The organism is Cocleimonas flava (assembly GCF_004339015.1).
Lineage (GTDB): Bacteria > Pseudomonadota > Gammaproteobacteria > Thiotrichales > Thiotrichaceae > Cocleimonas > Cocleimonas flava.
Map to the genome: position 1 here is coordinate 675,173 of NZ_SMFQ01000002.1, position 16,618 is coordinate 691,790.

At 42.6% G+C, this 16,618-nt stretch carries 15 protein-coding genes; 13 read left to right on the top strand and 2 right to left on the bottom strand.

Annotated elements, in window-relative coordinates:
• Window positions 1-10 precede the first annotated feature (10 nt).
• The 9 genes from EV695_RS03090 (at window position 11) to EV695_RS03130 (ending at window position 9,204) form a co-directional block, all read left to right on the top strand.
• Window positions 11-1,555: an efflux RND transporter periplasmic adaptor subunit gene (locus EV695_RS03090; protein WP_131904441.1), complete on the top strand. Its 1,545-nt coding sequence runs from the start codon at window positions 11-13 to the stop codon at window positions 1,553-1,555.
• Window positions 1,552-2,331, top strand: coding sequence for an ABC transporter ATP-binding protein (locus tag EV695_RS03095; protein WP_131904442.1), 780 nt, complete (start codon window positions 1,552-1,554; stop codon window positions 2,329-2,331). The genes EV695_RS03090 and EV695_RS03095 overlap by 4 nt, the downstream gene beginning before the upstream one ends.
• Window positions 2,318-3,523 (top strand): ABC transporter permease, encoded by a 1,206-nt coding sequence (locus tag EV695_RS03100; protein ID WP_131904443.1) that lies wholly within the window; start codon window positions 2,318-2,320, stop codon window positions 3,521-3,523. Before EV695_RS03095 ends, EV695_RS03100 begins: the two co-directional genes overlap by 14 nt.
• A gap of 108 nt (window positions 3,524-3,631) precedes the next feature.
• Window positions 3,632-3,895 carry a hypothetical protein gene (locus EV695_RS03105; RefSeq protein ID WP_131904444.1) on the top strand — a complete coding sequence of 88 codons (264 nt, stop codon included), beginning with the start codon at window positions 3,632-3,634 and terminating at the stop codon, window positions 3,893-3,895.
• 154 nt (window positions 3,896-4,049) lie between these two features.
• Window positions 4,050-4,574 (top strand): hypothetical protein, encoded by a 525-nt coding sequence (locus EV695_RS03110; RefSeq protein ID WP_131904445.1) that lies wholly within the window; start codon window positions 4,050-4,052, stop codon window positions 4,572-4,574.
• A gap of 225 nt (window positions 4,575-4,799) precedes the next feature.
• Window positions 4,800-6,320: a CotH kinase family protein gene (locus EV695_RS03115; RefSeq protein ID WP_131904446.1), complete on the top strand. Its 1,521-nt coding sequence runs from the start codon at window positions 4,800-4,802 to the stop codon at window positions 6,318-6,320.
• Window positions 6,321-6,420: 100 nt separating this feature from the next.
• Complete coding sequence (locus tag EV695_RS03120; RefSeq protein ID WP_131904447.1) at window positions 6,421-7,719, top strand: YHYH protein; 1,299 nt, start codon at window positions 6,421-6,423, stop codon at window positions 7,717-7,719.
• Window positions 7,720-7,745: 26 nt separating this feature from the next.
• Window positions 7,746-8,360 carry a hypothetical protein gene (locus tag EV695_RS03125; RefSeq protein WP_131904448.1) on the top strand — a complete coding sequence of 205 codons (615 nt, stop codon included), beginning with the start codon at window positions 7,746-7,748 and terminating at the stop codon, window positions 8,358-8,360.
• Between the two features lie 175 nt (window positions 8,361-8,535).
• A complete protein-coding gene (locus EV695_RS03130; RefSeq protein ID WP_131904449.1) occupies window positions 8,536-9,204 on the top strand; it encodes a cytochrome b/b6 domain-containing protein in 669 nt (222 codons plus the stop codon).
• 124 nt (window positions 9,205-9,328) lie between these two features.
• Here the strand turns inward: EV695_RS03130 and EV695_RS03135 are convergent, their stop codons facing one another.
• Window positions 9,329-9,802 (bottom strand): c-type cytochrome, encoded by a 474-nt coding sequence (locus EV695_RS03135; protein WP_131904450.1) that lies wholly within the window; start codon window positions 9,800-9,802, stop codon window positions 9,329-9,331.
• A 370-nt stretch (window positions 9,803-10,172) separates the two neighbouring features.
• Here EV695_RS03135 and EV695_RS03140 point away from each other — a divergent pair, with 370 nt between their 5' ends.
• The 3 genes from EV695_RS03140 (at window position 10,173) to EV695_RS03150 (ending at window position 13,283) form a co-directional block, all read left to right on the top strand.
• Window positions 10,173-10,673 (top strand): hypothetical protein, encoded by a 501-nt coding sequence (locus EV695_RS03140; RefSeq protein ID WP_131904451.1) that lies wholly within the window; start codon window positions 10,173-10,175, stop codon window positions 10,671-10,673.
• Between the two features lie 332 nt (window positions 10,674-11,005).
• A complete protein-coding gene (locus EV695_RS03145) occupies window positions 11,006-12,583 on the top strand; it encodes an ATP-binding protein (RefSeq protein ID WP_131904452.1) in 1,578 nt (525 codons plus the stop codon).
• A gap of 19 nt (window positions 12,584-12,602) precedes the next feature.
• On the top strand, window positions 12,603-13,283 hold the full coding sequence (locus EV695_RS03150) for a response regulator (protein WP_131904453.1): 681 nt from the start codon (window positions 12,603-12,605) through the stop codon (window positions 13,281-13,283).
• A gap of 144 nt (window positions 13,284-13,427) precedes the next feature.
• Here EV695_RS03150 and katG read toward each other — a convergent pair whose 3' ends face one another.
• Window positions 13,428-15,584 carry a catalase/peroxidase HPI gene (katG, locus tag EV695_RS03155; RefSeq protein WP_131904454.1) on the bottom strand — a complete coding sequence of 719 codons (2,157 nt, stop codon included), beginning with the start codon at window positions 15,582-15,584 and terminating at the stop codon, window positions 13,428-13,430.
• A gap of 618 nt (window positions 15,585-16,202) precedes the next feature.
• On the opposite strand from katG, the gene EV695_RS03160 reads away from it, so the two are divergent.
• The gene (locus EV695_RS03160; protein WP_131904455.1) at window positions 16,203-16,553 is read left to right on the top strand and encodes a hypothetical protein; all 351 of its coding nucleotides are present in this window, start codon (window positions 16,203-16,205) and stop codon (window positions 16,551-16,553) included.
• Window positions 16,554-16,618: the final 65 nt, after the last annotated feature.

Here is a 16,618-nt window from a genome sequence, read left to right on the forward strand (position 1 = left end):
GATACCAAAAATGAAAAACAGAGAAACAATAACAACTCCTTCTATAACTGATATCGTGAATCAGAACACGAGCAATAAACACTCTTCCTGGAAAAAATGGCTGCTTACACTGGTAGTACTCACAGTAGTCGGCGCATTGACGTGGAACTATGTGAATCAAAGCAGCTCTCCTAAACAAGCGGTTTATCAAACGGTGAGTGTTAACCGAGGTGATCTGACGGTAAGTGTTACAGCAACCGGAAATCTGGAACCCGTCAATCAGGTTGATATCGGTACGGAATTATCGGGTACCGTAGAAAAGGTTTTTGTCGATAATAATGACGTGGTTAAAAAAGGTCAGGAGCTGGCGCGCTTAGATACAGATCAACTCGAAGACACCATTGCCAAGAATCAAGCAGCGCTTAAGTCTGCAGAATCTAAAGTCGCTCAGGCAAAAGCACAAATAACGCAAGCTGCGGCTAATGTTCTGCAAGCGAACGCAAGCGTAAGCCAAACCGAGGCTAATGCCTTGCAGGCCAATGCGCTCGTCGAACAAGCCAAAGCTACGACACTGGAAGCTCGCACCCACCTCAATCGATTGCAACAACTGAATAAAAGCAGTAACGGCAAACTCCCTGCAAAAGGCGATCTTGATACTGCCATAGCGAGCTGGAAACGCGCACTCGCAGCAGAGAATGCGGCAAAAGCCAGTGCGGAATCTGCCAAAGCCAATATAAGCGGCACTAAAGCCAGTGCAGAATCCATAAAAGCCGAACAATTAAATGCTCAAGCTAATTTAGAATCCGCAGAAGCGGGCGTATTAGAAGCCAAAGCAACATTACGCTCATCACAGACCAATCTTCAAAAAGCGATTATTACCTCACCTATTGATGGCGTGGTATTAGATCGCGCGGTTGAGCCCGGGCAAACTGTTGCTGCATCGCTCTCAGCACCGACGTTATTCACGCTGGCTGAAGATCTATCAAAAATGGAACTGGAAGTCAGTGTCGATGAAGCGGATGTGGGTCAGGTAAAAGAAGGACAAGTTGCCGATTTCACGGTTGATGCATGGCCCGGACGAAATTATCCAGCAGAGATTACCCGTGTCAGTCTAGGTTCAACCCTTACCGATAATGTCGTGTCTTACCTTACCGAATTAGCAGTGACCAATACCGACTTAACCTTAAGACCTGGCATGACTGCAACGGCAACCATTATTACCCAATCACGTAAAAATGCGATGCTAATCCCTAATACTGCTTTGCGTTTCAAACCAGACACACAGACTAACGGCTCAGCAAGTGAAAAAAGAGGGGCAAAATCTTCTTCCGATGGTGGCATTCTCTCCAAACTAATGCCCGGTCCACGCTTTCCTCGTCAACAGAAGAGAAAAGGCACTGAAGAAACAACAGCGCTGCAAAAGTCTGAACAAACCATCTGGATTCTGGAAGGCGGAGCGCCTAAACCGATTAAGATTAAAACCGGTATTACTGACGGCAAAAATACCGAAGTTGTTGCAGGTGACTTAACCCCAGATATGCAAATAATCACAGCCAGTAGCGAGGCGAGCAAATGAGTGCTTTGATTGAACTGAGCAATGTCACCAAAACCTTTGGCCATGGGCAAGCGAGTTTTCAGGCGCTACGTGGGGTCGATTTACAAGTCGAGGAAGGTGACTTTATTGCCATTATGGGACCGAGTGGTTCGGGCAAATCTACCGCGATGAATATAATCGGCTGTCTGGATGTACCAACCAGTGGCGAATACCTGTTTCAAGGCGCTCACGTTGAATTGCTCGACCGCAATCAGCGTGCATTGCTCAGACGACACTATCTCGGTTTTGTTTTTCAGGGGTTCAATCTACTTGCCCGAACCTCAGCAAAAGAAAACATCGAACTGCCTCTATTGTACCGTGGTGAATCCGCCGCTGTACGCCATAAAATGTCCACGGCTGCATTGGAGCAAGTTGGTCTAACAGGCTGGGGACATCATACGTCAGGAGAATTATCTGGCGGTCAACAGCAACGCGTTGCGATCGCGCGTGCCATCGTCACCAACCCGACCTTGTTACTCGCCGATGAACCAACGGGTAATCTGGATACCACCCGCAGTCACGAAATTATGCAATTACTGCGATCACTCAATGAAGACAAAGGGATCACAGTCCTCATGGTGACTCATGAGCCAGATATGGCAGAGTATGCAAAACGCTCGATTGAATTTGTAGATGGCAAGGTAGAAAGCGACACAAAAAATCCAGCACTTGATCGCACTGGAATAACAACGAAGTCAAAGGATGACCAAATAGATCAAACAGGTGTAATACAAGGAGACTTCAATGCTATGGAGTAGCTTCTTATTAGCCATCAAAGGAATTCGTCGTAATCTGATGCGATCATTCCTCACCATTCTAGGTATTGTGATTGGTGTCGCCGCAGTAATTACCATGGTAACGCTGGGTAATGGAGCGACTCAGGCGGTCAAAGATCAGGTTTCCAGTCTTGGTAGCAATCTATTGATGATTCGACCCGGAACACGCATGAGAGGTCCCCGTGGAGATGGTACTCCTGACTTCAAACTCGATGACGTAAAAGCTATACGCGAACAGATTTCCAGACTAGCTGCTGTGGCTCCCCAAGTGAATAAATCAGAAACAGTAGTCGCGATGGCAAACAACTGGTCAACCTCCGTAACAGGCAGCAATAATGACTTTTTTACTGCTGGGAGCTGGAGTATTGCCGAAGGGAGAAAGTTTACCGATGCCGAAGAAACAGCAGGACAAGCAGTCTGTGTGATTGGCAGTACTATTCGCCGAGAGCTTTTTGGAACATCAGAAGTTTTGGGCGAAAACATAAGGGTTAAGAATTTTTCCTGTCAAATCATCGGTGTCCTGAAAAGCAAAGGTACATCGAATATGGGTCAGGATAATGATGACATTGTCCTAATGCCAATCAGCACCGTGCAAAGACGTATAGCAGGTAACCGCGACGTATCAGGCATTCTGGTATCTGTTGAAAATGAAAGTGACATAACTCGGGTACAAACCCAGTTGACTCAACTGATGCGTGAGCGCCGCCATCTCACCGATAAAGAAGATGATAATTTCAACATACTGGATACGCGGATGATTGCGGAAACGCTGTCCGGCACTACTCAGGTGATGACAATGCTTTTAAGTGCAGTGGCTTCAGTGAGCTTACTCGTCGGCGGCATTGGCATCATGAATATCATGCTGGTCTCAGTTACCGAACGTACTCGTGAGATTGGTATTCGACTTGCAATCGGCGCGCTGGAAAAAGAAGTCTTGCTGCAATTCTTGATAGAGGCTGTGGTACTCGCAGGGCTTGGCGGTATTATCGGCATTATTCTTGCGACGATTACATCAATAATATTATCTCAGGTTATGGGGGTTCCCTATACCTTCAATGTGATGATCAATCTGGTTTCATTTATATTTTCTGCAGGCATAGGCGTATTGTTTGGTTTTGTTCCGGCGCGTAAAGCAGCGCGCCTTAATCCTATCGATGCATTACGTCACGAATAAATACAGCTTTCACATTTATTCCTTTATTCATCCCTATTTCTGCCTCAATTGTTTTTCATAATTTGTCCTCTCTAACAATGATCCAGAAAATATTTTGAGGAAGCAAATATGTATAAAAAAATAGCCGCATCATCGCTATTAACGATTCTAGGAACGGTAGCATTATCAACTGCCAATGCTGCCGAACGACAAGGCCCTCCAGGTGGTGGAAAACCACCTGCAGAAGCATTTGAAGCTTGTGCAGATAAAAGTGCTTCTGATAGCTGTTCTTTTAGTGGAAAAAAAGGTGATGTCACTGGCACCTGCATAACGCCACCACGTAGTGAAGAGGAATTAGTCTGCGCACCTGAAGGCGGACGCCCCCCACAATAAAAACTGATATGCCTAGCTAGAATAAAAAAACCTTCAAGGACTCTCTCCTTCTTGAAGGTTTTTTTATGAGCGATGTAAAGTGGCCCAATCCTTCTCGTCCTCTCACGCTAGTGCTATCACGCTAGCCCTGGAAAACTTGCTATCAACTGACACTATGAGCGATAAAAACATGCAAAACACAATCATCAGAAAAGCACATTTCACTAAATCTGCGGCAACGCTTATTAGTCGAACTCTGGCAATCACTTTCCTCGCTTTGTTTTTACAAGCCTGCGAGTTAGATGACGGCACTGACAGTTATGATGATGACGTAACCATCGTTTATAGCACCGATGATGGCACCGAAACACTCGACAATGATGACGTTTATGAATTGTTGTTAAGAGCAGATGGAGCCTATCTAATTCTAGAAGATAACCTTTCCACGATTACGATTCAGGGCGATGGTAATTATCTGGTCATAGATAGTGATACCAGTATTGATGAAATCAGTATTACAGGCGATGACAATATTATTACCACTGAGGACGATGTTGACTTAACCATTGACCTGTTAAATATCATCGGTAATGGCAACTCGGTGACTGCATTTGAAATAACCACCTACAACCAGACCAGTGATGCCGATGACTCTGAAAACCTTGCCTGTGAAGTCAGCGATAATGGCTTTTGTTTATAAGGCACGCTAAGCAGGTTTATAAAAAAACAGCCCATAAGTAGGGGGGTGCCTTAAGCATTCATCGGTATTCAAAAAGATACTCTAATCTTTACAAATCCCCCTTATTTCTTGCACATTCATCGCCTAAACTGCTTGTACAAAGAATAATTGCATGTTTCATATTGTTTGCACATTCCTGACTTATATTGCCGTTTCAAATGACAATAACAGTAAAAAGGAAACAATATGCGCTACCTATCTATTCTAGCAATAGTGATCGCACTTTTTTTAAGTGCTTGCGGAGGATCTTCTTCCGAGAGCTCTGTTAGCACTGATTCTACAGATACAACCGAAATATCCGATACTTCTGATACTTCTGATACTTCCGATACTTCTGATACTTCCGATACTTCTGATACTTCCGATACTTCCGATACTTCCGATACTTCCGATACTTCCGATACTTCCGATACTTCCGATACTTCCGATTTTGTAGCAACAGACTGGACTGAAGCAACACATAGCAATGATGTTGACCCAAATTTTGATGAGGTTTTTGAAGACAACACGGTGAAGAGACTCGATATCGTTATCACAGAAGATTATTGGCAAGATATGTTAGACGACATGACCAGCCTTTATGGTGCTTTCGGGCAACGTGGCAATACCGAATTCTCTGACGAAGACCCTATATTCGTACCTGCTGAAGTTTTCTATCAAGGCACTGAATGGTATAAAGTGGGAGTGCGATTCAAAGGTAATTCTAGTTTGGCATCAAGCTGGCAAGCCGGCATTCTAAAATTATCATTCAAACTCGATTTTGATGAATTTGAAGACGATTATCCTCAAATAAAAAACCAGCGCTTTTACGGCTTTAAAAAACTAAGCGTTAAAAATAATTATGATGATGACTCTATGTTACGCGAAAAAGTGGCTACCGATGTTTTTAGAGGCTCGGGCCTAGTTGCTTCTCATACCGCTTTTTACACAGTCTATGTAGACCATGGAGACGGTCCTGAATATTTTGGCGTTTATACTCTGGTAGAAGAAGTGGATGGTAGCGTTCTGGACACTCAATTCTCAAGCGATGACGGCAATCTATATAAACCGGATGGGACAGCAGCAAGCTTTGCTTCTGGCACATACAATGAAGACGAATATGTAAAGAAAAACAACGAAGATGAAGCAGATTTCTCTGATGTTGCAAGCTTACTCTCTATCTTGCACGATGATACAAGAACCACGGATGCCGCAAGTTGGAGAGAAAACCTCGACGCTGTTTTTGATACCGATGTCTTTTTAAAATATCTGGCGGTAAATACTGTAATTCAAAACTGGGATACTTATGGTCGCATGACGCATAACTATTACTTGTACAACAACCCAGATACTAACAAATTGACCTGGATCCCTTGGGATAACAACGAAGCATTACAAGATGGAAAACAGGGCGGATCAGTAGCTTTGGATTTCTCCGACGTCACAAGCTCTGAATGGCCACTGATTGGTTATCTATATCAAGATGAAGTGTATAAAGCCAAATACGATGCTTTTGTTCAGGATGTGGTTGATAACGCTTTCAATACAAGCAAAATGCAGGCTTTGTACAGCGCATACTCTGACCTAGTCGAACCTTATGCCACCACTGAAGTAAATGGCTATACGTTTTTAAGCAATAGCTCAGATTTCACCAGAGCAATAACTGAATTAAATTCACACGTTGAATCAAGGGCAGCAGCTGTAAGTAACTACCTCAGCGGGCAATAGTCTTTTTTATCACTTAATTTAATTTAACTTAACTTAACTTAATTTTTATCACTGATTATAACTTTCATCATTCAATACAACCAAAAATAAAGGAAACAATATGCGCTACTTATCTATTCTAGCGATCGCACTTTTTTTAAGTGCTTGCGGAGGATCTTCCTCCAGCAGTTCAGATGCAACTGACAGCACGGATACGACCGACTCATCCGATACCACAGAAACCAGCGAAACCACGAACACAGCACCCGAAGCTAATGCTGGCGTTGACCAGAGTGTCAATACAGGCACTACAGTAAGCCTGGATGGCAGCGCTAGTTCTGATGCCGACGGTGATACATTGACATACAACTGGGCGATTATTACTTACCCCGTAAACAGTGCCGTTGCACTCGATTCTTTCACTAGTGAGAATCCTACATTCACTGCTGATACTGATGGCAGCTACACCTTTGAGCTTGCGGTTAGTGACGGCTCTGAAACAAGCACGGACCAGGTTATAATCACAGCGAGCACCGTGGATGTATCGGGTACCAGTTCTACAAATGGCATCGAGTGTGCTTATAGTTACAGCGAATTTAATGATTCAGCGTCTGTAAACACCACCAGCACATCAGATTGGACATGTTCTGATACCACCCGAGATTTAGTCGCTAACGGTATTCCCGATCATGAAGTAGGTACATTCCCGAATACTGGCAATCCCAATACAATCTCAGAACAAGATGTATCTGCTAGCTTCACGTTAACACCCATTGAGACCGACACTGTTACCGAACTTGGCGGTCCATCTGGCCCTCAAGGTTATGTCCTTAATGGCGTTAAAATAGATTCGAGCACTGCAGGTTCTTGTGATGATTCGGGCGATTCGTGTAGCTTAATCGACAATAGTGGTAATTGGAGCATTGAAGCATTAGGTCAAGATAGCTTTGACTTCGGAACGGACGATAACAACGCCCACGTCCAGCCAGATGGCGCTTATCACTATCACGGCATGCCAGAAGGATTCATCGAGCTACAAGGTGGCGATGCAAGCAAAATGACATTGATTGCCTGGGCATCTGATGGCTTTCCGATTTATGCGCGATACGGTTATAGCGTTGCCACTGACACGAGCTCTGCGTTGACGAATATGACAGGCAGTTATCAGTTATCAACCACAGTAAGCGATTCTAGACCATCTACAGATACCTATGCCTTAGGCACATTTAGACAGGACTGGGAATATGTTGAAGGTTCAGGTGATCTGGATGAGTGTAACGGACGCTTTGGCGTGACTCCTGAGTTTCCTAACGGCATCTACCATTACTATGCGACAGATACCTATCCTTACTTTCAACGTTGTGTGAAAGGCGAAATTGAAAGCGCTGGTGGCCCTCCTGCTGGCGGACCTCCTCAGTAATTGTTACCGAGGAAAGCGAACTTAAAATGACTCAGCAACGTTTATATAAAAGCCTAATGCATTGGGCAAAAACTCTGCTTTCAAGTCTCGTGATAAGTGCGGCCATTGTGCCGCACGTATCTGCACACTTGATGGTGGCTCAGCGAGGCACTTTGAATTTTAAAGGCAATAGCGCCTTTATGGTGCTTTCACTGCCCGTTTCCGGCTTTAGTAATGCCGACGATGATGGTGATGGAAAAATGTCAGCCGCAGAATTCAGCAAACATCGCCTTGATATTATTGAGACTGTGAATAAAAACGTAATGATGTCAGATAACGAAGGTCAGAAACCTCTTCGAGGTTTGATGCTTACGCCTGTTGAATCGCATACAGACGCGAATGCACCAAGCGATCAATTAATTATTATGGGGCGTTTTGCGCTATCGAAAAACACCGACAAGCAACAAGCTATGATGACACCGAATCTCAATGAGCTTAAATTTTTGGTGAATATATTCGGCAAAAAAGAGAGCGAAAAAATCTTCACCATATCTACCAAAAGAAAGTTAAAAACGGACGAAAAGGTCCAACAATACAAGATCGAATTAACACCTGAAACCCCTGAGAAAAAGTTATTTGCTGACCCTTTAAACAATAAGTAAAACCCTCATAAATTACGCAATAATAAAAAAACTGCCTGTAAGTAGGGGGGTGCCATTAAACTGGATCAAAAAGCTCTATCAATGAGCTCTATCAAAAACCTGCCTGAATAACGTTTCTAGATTCTCAATGTTGCAGATATAATTCGCACTTCAAAAAAACAGAACAATTTTCAAAATGAAAAACTTAGTCAAAATCTGGGATTCTCCTACACGCCTTTTCCATTGGTTACTGGTGATTCTTTTTGGATTTATGTGGTATAGCGGCGAAACGGGTAACTATCTCGACCTTCACATGAAATCAGGCATGCTGATTTTGTCGTTGATTTTATTTCGACTCATTTGGGGTTTTATCGGCAGTACTAGTTCTCGCTTTAGTAATTTCATCTCCCCTGTTGGCGCAATTAAGCATGCGCTAACGCTGTTCAAACGAGACCCTGAAGTCAATGCAGGGCATAACCCGCTGGGTGGATTAATGGTGATTGCGATGCTGGTAATGTTGGCCTTACAAGCCGGAGTTGGCCTATTCAGCAGTGATCTGGTCCTTACTGAAGGTCCATTATTCAATTTAGTTGATGAAGAAACCGCCGAAGAAATGACAGATTATCATTACCTGGGTTTTGAAATTTTATTGTATTTAACGGGACTTCACGTTGCCGCTATTGTGTTTTATCGAATAGTTAAGCGCACCAATTTAGTAAAACCCATGATCACCGGAAAAGCTGACTGGCCACAAGATCAGGCTAAACCAAAGCTCATGTTTAAGAACCCTTTTATCGCACTGCTTGTATTGATAGTGTCGATTGCCACTGTCTTTGGCGGTGTTACTTACTTGAGTGGTCTTTAATTTATCGCTTGTTTGTCATTAGGCATATATACATCATCAGGTAAGCGATCAGATACAAAAAAGCCTGACAGCAACACTATCAGGCTCTTCTAAACGCATGACTTAATCAACTACTTAAGCGATGTTATTTTTTCTTTGCGCGGTAGCTTTTATGGCACTGCTTGCAGTCATCAGCGACTTTAAGAAAAGCTGGCTTGATAGCCGCCATATCGCCTGACTTAGCTTGTGTCGCTAGTGCAGCGGTATTATCAGCAAACATCTTGATGCCTGCATCGAACTTATCTTTTTCTTCCCAGATTTTCTTCTTCGCACGCGATCCTTTTACCGTACCTTCAACTTCGAAACCATTTTGAGCAAGCACTGCAAGTGATGCTAGAGCATCTGCATTTTTTGAGAATGTATCTTTATTGTAATCAGACTTTCCCTTGATCATGTCGCCCATTGGGCCGAAATGATAACCAATCATACCGAATACATTATGGCGGTATTTTGCTGCTTGTCCTTCTGGTGATTTATCTTTTTTATCACCGTGAGCAGTTGCTGTAAAAGCGACAGCGGAGGTTAAAGCGATAGTTAGCAATATTCTTGATAGTTTCATTGGATGCCCTCTTATTTAATTAAAAATGAGTTTATTATTTAATTTATCTATCACTTAATTCAAGAGAATAATTGTAAATTTTTGTAATAAAGTAAAATACAGAAACATATCTTGCTTATTTAATCTAAAAAAACGCCCCTAAGTAGGGGGGTGCCTTACAGAATATTGACCTTTATTTTGTCTGTAACATTACAATTTTTTTGTAACTTTCATATTTCTTGCACATTACCCGATTACAATTTTTGTAAAACTATAAGCACAACCAGATTTTACGGGGACACCAGGCATCAACGCTGAATAGATTTGCGGCGATTCATTTGCCGCCGCTTTTATAAAGCAATTTCATTCACTCAGAGGAGTAACAAGAAAGATGAATACTAAAGTAGTTATAGCATCATTATTTTTAACAGCATTTAGCAGTAACGTTTTTGCATTTGAAGCAAAATTTGCGGATGCTACATGGGACGGGGTTAAAGTTCCTGACGGTCAACAATGCCAGAAGTTTGGCGGTAAGAGCCCGGCAACACCAAAATTGATTATCAGTAAAATACCTGCTGACACTAGCTCTATCGTTTTAGAGTACAGCGATCGTGATTCTGAAAAGATGAATAATGGTGGTCATGGAAGAATGAGTTACACACTCTCTACTGCTGTTACAGAAGTGGAGATTCCTTCCATTCCGGGTCACTCGTTTGATATTCCATCTACCTTTAAAGTGATTGAAGCGCAACGTAGTCCAGGTTGGGATACCGCGGGTGCTTATATGCCACCATGTTCTGGCGGAAAAGGGCATGCTTATTATGTCACCATTAAAGCGATTACTGATGATCAGGTGACTGCGACTACAACGTTAGAAATGGGCAAGTATTAAGCCAAATCCAACAACGACTTATGCACTAACTAAATACGCACTAACAATATCTCACTAAAGAATAATTAACTTGTTTTAGGGGCCTCCTGTTTATATCTAGATACAACTAGAAAAAGCGGACAGGTCCCTAGACAACAATTCAAGTAAACCTCTTGATCCAAAACGCACTTATCGTGCTTTGTAAAACAACAATAAACCGTAACATGCTACTCTTAACCAATGCTAATCTTAACCAATGACACTCTCGCCACACATCACACGCTCTTCTACCCAGTTACTTTTACCGATAGCTTTTCTGCCAAGATTCCAGCAAACAACGTGGACGAATTAGCGTGACTTTTAAGCTGTGGCATAAATTGGTATTAACGATCGTCTGTATTACCGGGATAGTGTTAATTCTGGCGATTTTCCTTTCCAATCAAAGTGTCAAATCCGGCTTTTTGGCGTATTTAAACGATGTTGAGGAACGTCGATCAGATAGCTTCTCCGTAGTCTTATTGAGGCAATACCATAAACACAGAAACTGGGATTTTATAAAAGGAAACAGGAGACTTTGGGAACGTTCTTTTTATCAATCGCGTGATATCAATGTTCGTAAAGAAGAAGCACAACCGGTACTTGATGTTAACATCATAGGAAAAAGGGCAGAAGAAAGTGAAGGTCCTGCAGAACGCCCCGAAGGTAGGCGCCCCCCTCCGGGGAAATTTCCTCCTCCTCCGCGGAAAAAACATCTTGAAGCCATTGGTAATCCTCCTCCATTGTTCATCGAGGACAATGAGTTTCGCTCAGAACAACCTAGATCAGTGAGCAGAGGAGCAACGAAGCCACCGCCAAAGTCGATGGCTCTATTGGATGCCAATAAATCATTCCTGGTGGGTGGAACACAGGCATCGGAAAACGCTACCTTAAAACCACTAAAATTTAGTGGCAAAGTGGTGGGATATATTCGCTCTGAACCATTTAATGAAATTACTGATGAATTAGATCAACAGTTTGTACAACACCAAAATCAAGCCTTCATTAAAATTTCGCTATGGGCATTGGCTATTGTATTAATCGGAGCCGGTTTATTTGCCGCCTACTTGCGTTCGCGTATCAATAAAATCGGCGATCAGGCTGGTTTATTAACATCTGGCGACTACCGTTGCCAAAGCGTAGATAAAAGCCAGGACGAATTAGGTCAGCTGAGTAAAAAACTGAATATTCTGGGCGAGACACTCGAAGAAAACCGTTCTTCCAGAAGACGCTGGATATCGGATATTTCACACGAATTAAGAACACCAGTCACCGTGTTAAAGGGCGAAATAGAAGCGATACAGGATAAGGTTCGTGAACTAACGCCATCATCCATCGATTCTTTGCATCAGGAAGTGTTGCGCCTAAGCCGGTTGATCAGCGATTTGAATGAGCTATCGTTATCAGACCTTGGTGCATTGAGCTACCACAAAGAAACCTTGAACATTGTAGAACTGGTGGAAGATATTATTACCCAGCATCAACACCAGTTTGATGAAAAGAACATCACTGTTACTTTTAACAGTTCAAATGAAAATATCGAGATTGATGGTGATGGCCAAAGACTGGAGCAGCTATTTGCGAATCTGGCAAACAACAGCCAGCACTATACCTGTACGTCTGGACAGCTAGAAATTAACATTAAAAAACAAGCCGACAGTGTCATAATAGAATGGTCCGATTCTGAGCCAGGTGTCAGCGATGAAGAACTAGGCCGATTATTCGAACGTCTTTATCGTGTTGAAGCTTCCCGAAACAGAAATGCAGGCGGCTCTGGTTTAGGCTTATCAATTGCCCAGAACATTGTGGCGGCTCACGATGGTAACATCGAAGCGAAACACTCTCCGCTAGGTGGCATTTCGTTTGTAATAACATTCCCTATAAATCGTCATTAACTTTTCAAGAAGATCAAACATGTCTGAAAAACTGCCAATTTTAATCGTTGAAGATGAAATAAAAATCGCTGAATTACTCAGAGATTATTGTACCGAGGCGGGTTTTGAAACCAAAATGATTCATAACGGCCGCGAAGCGCAAGAGTGGCTTGAAAATAATGAGCCCAGAATGATTCTGTTAGATTTAATGCTGCCAGAAGTTGATGGCATCAGCATTTGTCGCGACTTCCGACGACAGTCTAATAACCCGATTATTATGATCACCGCGAAGGTTGAAGAGATTGATCGCTTAATCGGCTTGGAACTGGGTGCGGATGATTATATTTGCAAGCCGTTTAGCCCGCGAGAAGTAGTTGCCCGCATTAAATCTGTGTTCAGACGAACCGATACTCTGGAGCACAATACGAAAGGCCAATTAACACTCAATGACAAAAGCTATCAGATTATTTATGAAAACCTTAAAGTTGATTTAACCGCTGTTGAATTCAAATTATTTCAGGTGATGTATCAGCATCCGGGACAAATCTTTTCGCGCGATCAATTAATGTCTAAAGCCTATAACGATGACAGAATAGTCACTGATAGAACGGTTGATAGCCATATTAAAAAGCTACGAAAAAAACTCACTGCGTTAGCGATTGAAGAAGAAATTATTCATTCCGTTTATGGCGTGGGTTACCGTTATCAAAAGCCACATTAATCTCTGATCACAATCTTAGCCACCCCCCTACTTATAGCGACATTTTTTAAGATACGGCTACAAGCTGATAGAAATCAATTTATTTTTGACAAAAAAAATCCCCACACCACGATGAACATAGTGTGGGGATTTCTGAAGCTAAAATCAGGCTAGATCATAACGATCCGCATTCATTACCTTGGTCCATGCTGCAACAAAGTCATTCACAAACTTTTCTTTGTTGTCATCTTGCGCATAAACTTCAGCGTACGAACGAAGGATTGAATTAGAACCGAACACAAGATCTACACGTGTTGCCGTCCACTTCGCTGTATCAGTGGCACGATCGCGAATCTCATACGAGTTGCTACCTGTAGGAATCCATGAGTAATTCATATCCGTGAGGTTAACGAAGAAATCATTGGTCAACGCGCCTTCACGATCTGTAAACACACCGTGCTTGCTATCACCATGGTTGGTACCGATAACGCGCATGCCGCCGACAAGTACAGTCATTTCAGGAGCAGTTAAGCCCATCAACTGAGTGCGATCGAGCATCAGCTCTTCAGCGTTAACCACATAATCGGCTTTCAACCAGTTACGGTAACCATCGTGGATAGGTTCTAATACATCAAACGCATCGACATCGGTCATTTCAGCTGTCGCATCACCACGCCCAGCAGCGAAAGGTACGGTTACATCAACACCCGCCGCTTTGGCAGACTGTTCAACACCTACGTTACCAGCAAGCACGATCACATCAGCAATACTTGCGCCACTTTCTGCCGCAATACCTTCTAATACAGACAGTACCTTGTCTAAACGTGCTGGCTCATTACCTTCCCAGTCTTTTTGTGGATCAAGCCTGATACGAGCACCGTTAGCACCACCACGGTTGTCTGAGCCACGGAAAGTTCTCGCGCTATCCCATGCGGTCGAAACCATTTCGCTAACACTCAAACCACTAGCTGCGATTTTCGCTTTAACCGCTTCAATATCGTAGTTAGTGTTGCCTGCAGGAACAGGGTCTTGCCAAATCAATTCTTCCTGAGGTACATCAGGACCGATGTAACGGTCTTTTGGCCCTAAGTCACGATGAGTTAATTTAAACCAGGCGCGGGCAAACACTTCTGAGAAATAAGCAGGGTCGTTGTAGAATTTTTCTGAGATTTTACGATACTCAGGGTCCATCTTCATCGCCATGTCAGCATCAGTCATGATTGGGTTATGACGTGTCGTCATATCTTCAACATCAACCGGCTTATCTTCTTCTTTAATATTGATCGGTTCCCACTGCCATGCACCTGCCGGGCTTTTCTTTAGTTCCCATTCGTAATTAAGTAATAGTTGGAAGTAGCCGTTATCCCACTGCGTAGGATTTGTCGTCCATGCACCTTCGATACCGCTAGAGACTGTGTCACGACCAATACCGCGCTTGGTTTTATTCAACCAACCAAAGCCCTGATCTTCCAGTTCTGCACCTTCTGGTGACTCTCCTAGTATCTCAGCATCACCATTACCGTGACATTTACCGACAGTGTGACCACCGGCTGTTAACGCGACCGTTTCTTCATCATTCATTGCCATGCGTTCGAATGTAACCCGTACATCGTGAGCCGTTTTTAATGGATCTGGGTTACCATCTACACCTTCAGGATTTACATAGATGAGCCCCATCATTACTGCCGCCAATGGATTCTCTAAATCACGTTCACCAGAATAACGAGAACCTTCACTGCCGCTTGGCGCTAACCATTCTTTTTCAGAACCCCAGTAAATATCTTTTTCCGGGTGCCAGATATCTTCACGTCCAAAAGCAAAACCAAAGGTCTTCAAGCCCATAGACTCATAAGCGATAGTGCCCGCGTAAGCGATTAAATCTGCCCAGCTCAATTTATTGCCGTATTTCTTTTTGATAGGCCAAAGGATACGACGTGCTTTATCCAGATTTACATTGTCAGGCCAGGAGTTTAATGGTGCGAAACGTTGATTGCCCGTTGAAGCTCCACCACGACCGTCAGAAATACGATAAGTACCTGCCGCATGCCAGGACATACGAATCATTAGTCCACCATAGTGACCCCAATCTGCTGGCCACCAAGCCTGACTATCAGTCATTAGTGCATGCATATCTTTCTTCAGTGCTTCGACATCAAGACTTTTCACTGCTTCGCGGTAATCGAAATCAGCACCCATTGGATTCGTCTTTTTATCGTGCTGGTGTAGGATGTCCAGGTTTAGGGCTTTTGGCCACCATTCCATAATAGAATTACTTGTTTCTGTTGCGCCACCGTGCATTACGGGACATTTACCTTGTGACATTTTACGTCTCCTGTTCCTTGAATTAAAAAGTTGTTTTATTAACAACGTGGGTTACATAGTTGAATATTTAATACGCACTGTAAAACAGTATTTCTGCATGGTAACGATAGTTTTTAGCTATCGATGTATAAATATAATTATAAAAAATAGATTAACACATCACTAAAACAACGTATTTAGAGCCTTTAATTCGCACTAAAAAAACGTGCTGGATACAGTGTCGATCGAGCCATCAACACAACAAGAAATAACCACCAAACCACTGATTAATAATCTATTTATTATTTTAAAAAGGAACTAAGAAGCTTTTGAAACGTAGTTGTCATAGACCTCATTTTCATGAATAAATGAGCAGATAATTAGCATTCTATTTTTTGTGTTGATAAGAGAGTCTTTTATTTCTAGAAAAAGGGATTAAGCACAAATTAAATCACCAATAAAAATAAATGGTTTACGACTTAACAGGCAATTAAAGGGGCAGATACTTGGAGATAAGTTGTGGAAGCGAGTTATTTTTCAGTAAAAGCGTATTTCTTTTTCCTTATTATTTTCACATTTATTACTCATTTATCGGTCAATATCTTTTCTCAACATCAAATAAATATAAGGAGTAGAAACATGAAGCCCATCATATCCATGTGTTTAATCGCGTTACTCGCGACAACCTCTGTTTATGCCGATATATCGGATGGAACAGAAAACAAAAAAGGCCCCAGACAACCCGATATTGATCAAGTTGTTTCTAGTTTGCAATTAGAAGATTCCAAGGCGCAACAGTTAAAAATGTTACTGGAAAGCCATCAGCAAGAAATGAAAACATTGCGTGAGCAGAGCGAACAAATTCGTGAGATTCACCGAAATATTAGAGAACAGCATCAGAAGGCATTGCTGGCTTTATTAGGTTATGAAAACCTGTATAAATTTGAAGAGACAATGAGTGAATATCGCCCTATGCGCGGAAAGAGATAACCGTTAAATGTAAATACTCTTGTTTAGCTAAGCATCAAGCTGACAACTGAAAAAAACCCCGAAAA

Coding starts and splice junctions, on each gene's coding strand:
- EV695_RS03090 (WP_131904441.1), top strand. CDS start 11: ATGAAAAACAGAGAAACAATAACAACTCCTTCTATAACTGATATCGTG.
- EV695_RS03095 (WP_131904442.1), top strand. CDS start 1,552: ATGAGTGCTTTGATTGAACTGAGCAATGTCACCAAAACCTTTGGCCAT.
- EV695_RS03100 (WP_131904443.1), top strand. CDS start 2,318: ATGCTATGGAGTAGCTTCTTATTAGCCATCAAAGGAATTCGTCGTAAT.
- EV695_RS03105 (WP_131904444.1), top strand. CDS start 3,632: ATGTATAAAAAAATAGCCGCATCATCGCTATTAACGATTCTAGGAACG.
- EV695_RS03110 (WP_131904445.1), top strand. CDS start 4,050: ATGAGCGATAAAAACATGCAAAACACAATCATCAGAAAAGCACATTTC.
- EV695_RS03115 (WP_131904446.1), top strand. CDS start 4,800: ATGCGCTACCTATCTATTCTAGCAATAGTGATCGCACTTTTTTTAAGT.
- EV695_RS03120 (WP_131904447.1), top strand. CDS start 6,421: ATGCGCTACTTATCTATTCTAGCGATCGCACTTTTTTTAAGTGCTTGC.
- EV695_RS03125 (WP_131904448.1), top strand. CDS start 7,746: ATGACTCAGCAACGTTTATATAAAAGCCTAATGCATTGGGCAAAAACT.
- EV695_RS03130 (WP_131904449.1), top strand. CDS start 8,536: ATGAAAAACTTAGTCAAAATCTGGGATTCTCCTACACGCCTTTTCCAT.
- EV695_RS03135 (WP_131904450.1), bottom strand. CDS start 9,802: ATGAAACTATCAAGAATATTGCTAACTATCGCTTTAACCTCCGCTGTC.
- EV695_RS03140 (WP_131904451.1), top strand. CDS start 10,173: ATGAATACTAAAGTAGTTATAGCATCATTATTTTTAACAGCATTTAGC.
- EV695_RS03150 (WP_131904453.1), top strand. CDS start 12,603: ATGTCTGAAAAACTGCCAATTTTAATCGTTGAAGATGAAATAAAAATC.
- katG (WP_131904454.1), bottom strand. CDS start 15,584: ATGTCACAAGGTAAATGTCCCGTAATGCACGGTGGCGCAACAGAAACA.
- EV695_RS03160 (WP_131904455.1), top strand. CDS start 16,203: ATGAAGCCCATCATATCCATGTGTTTAATCGCGTTACTCGCGACAACC.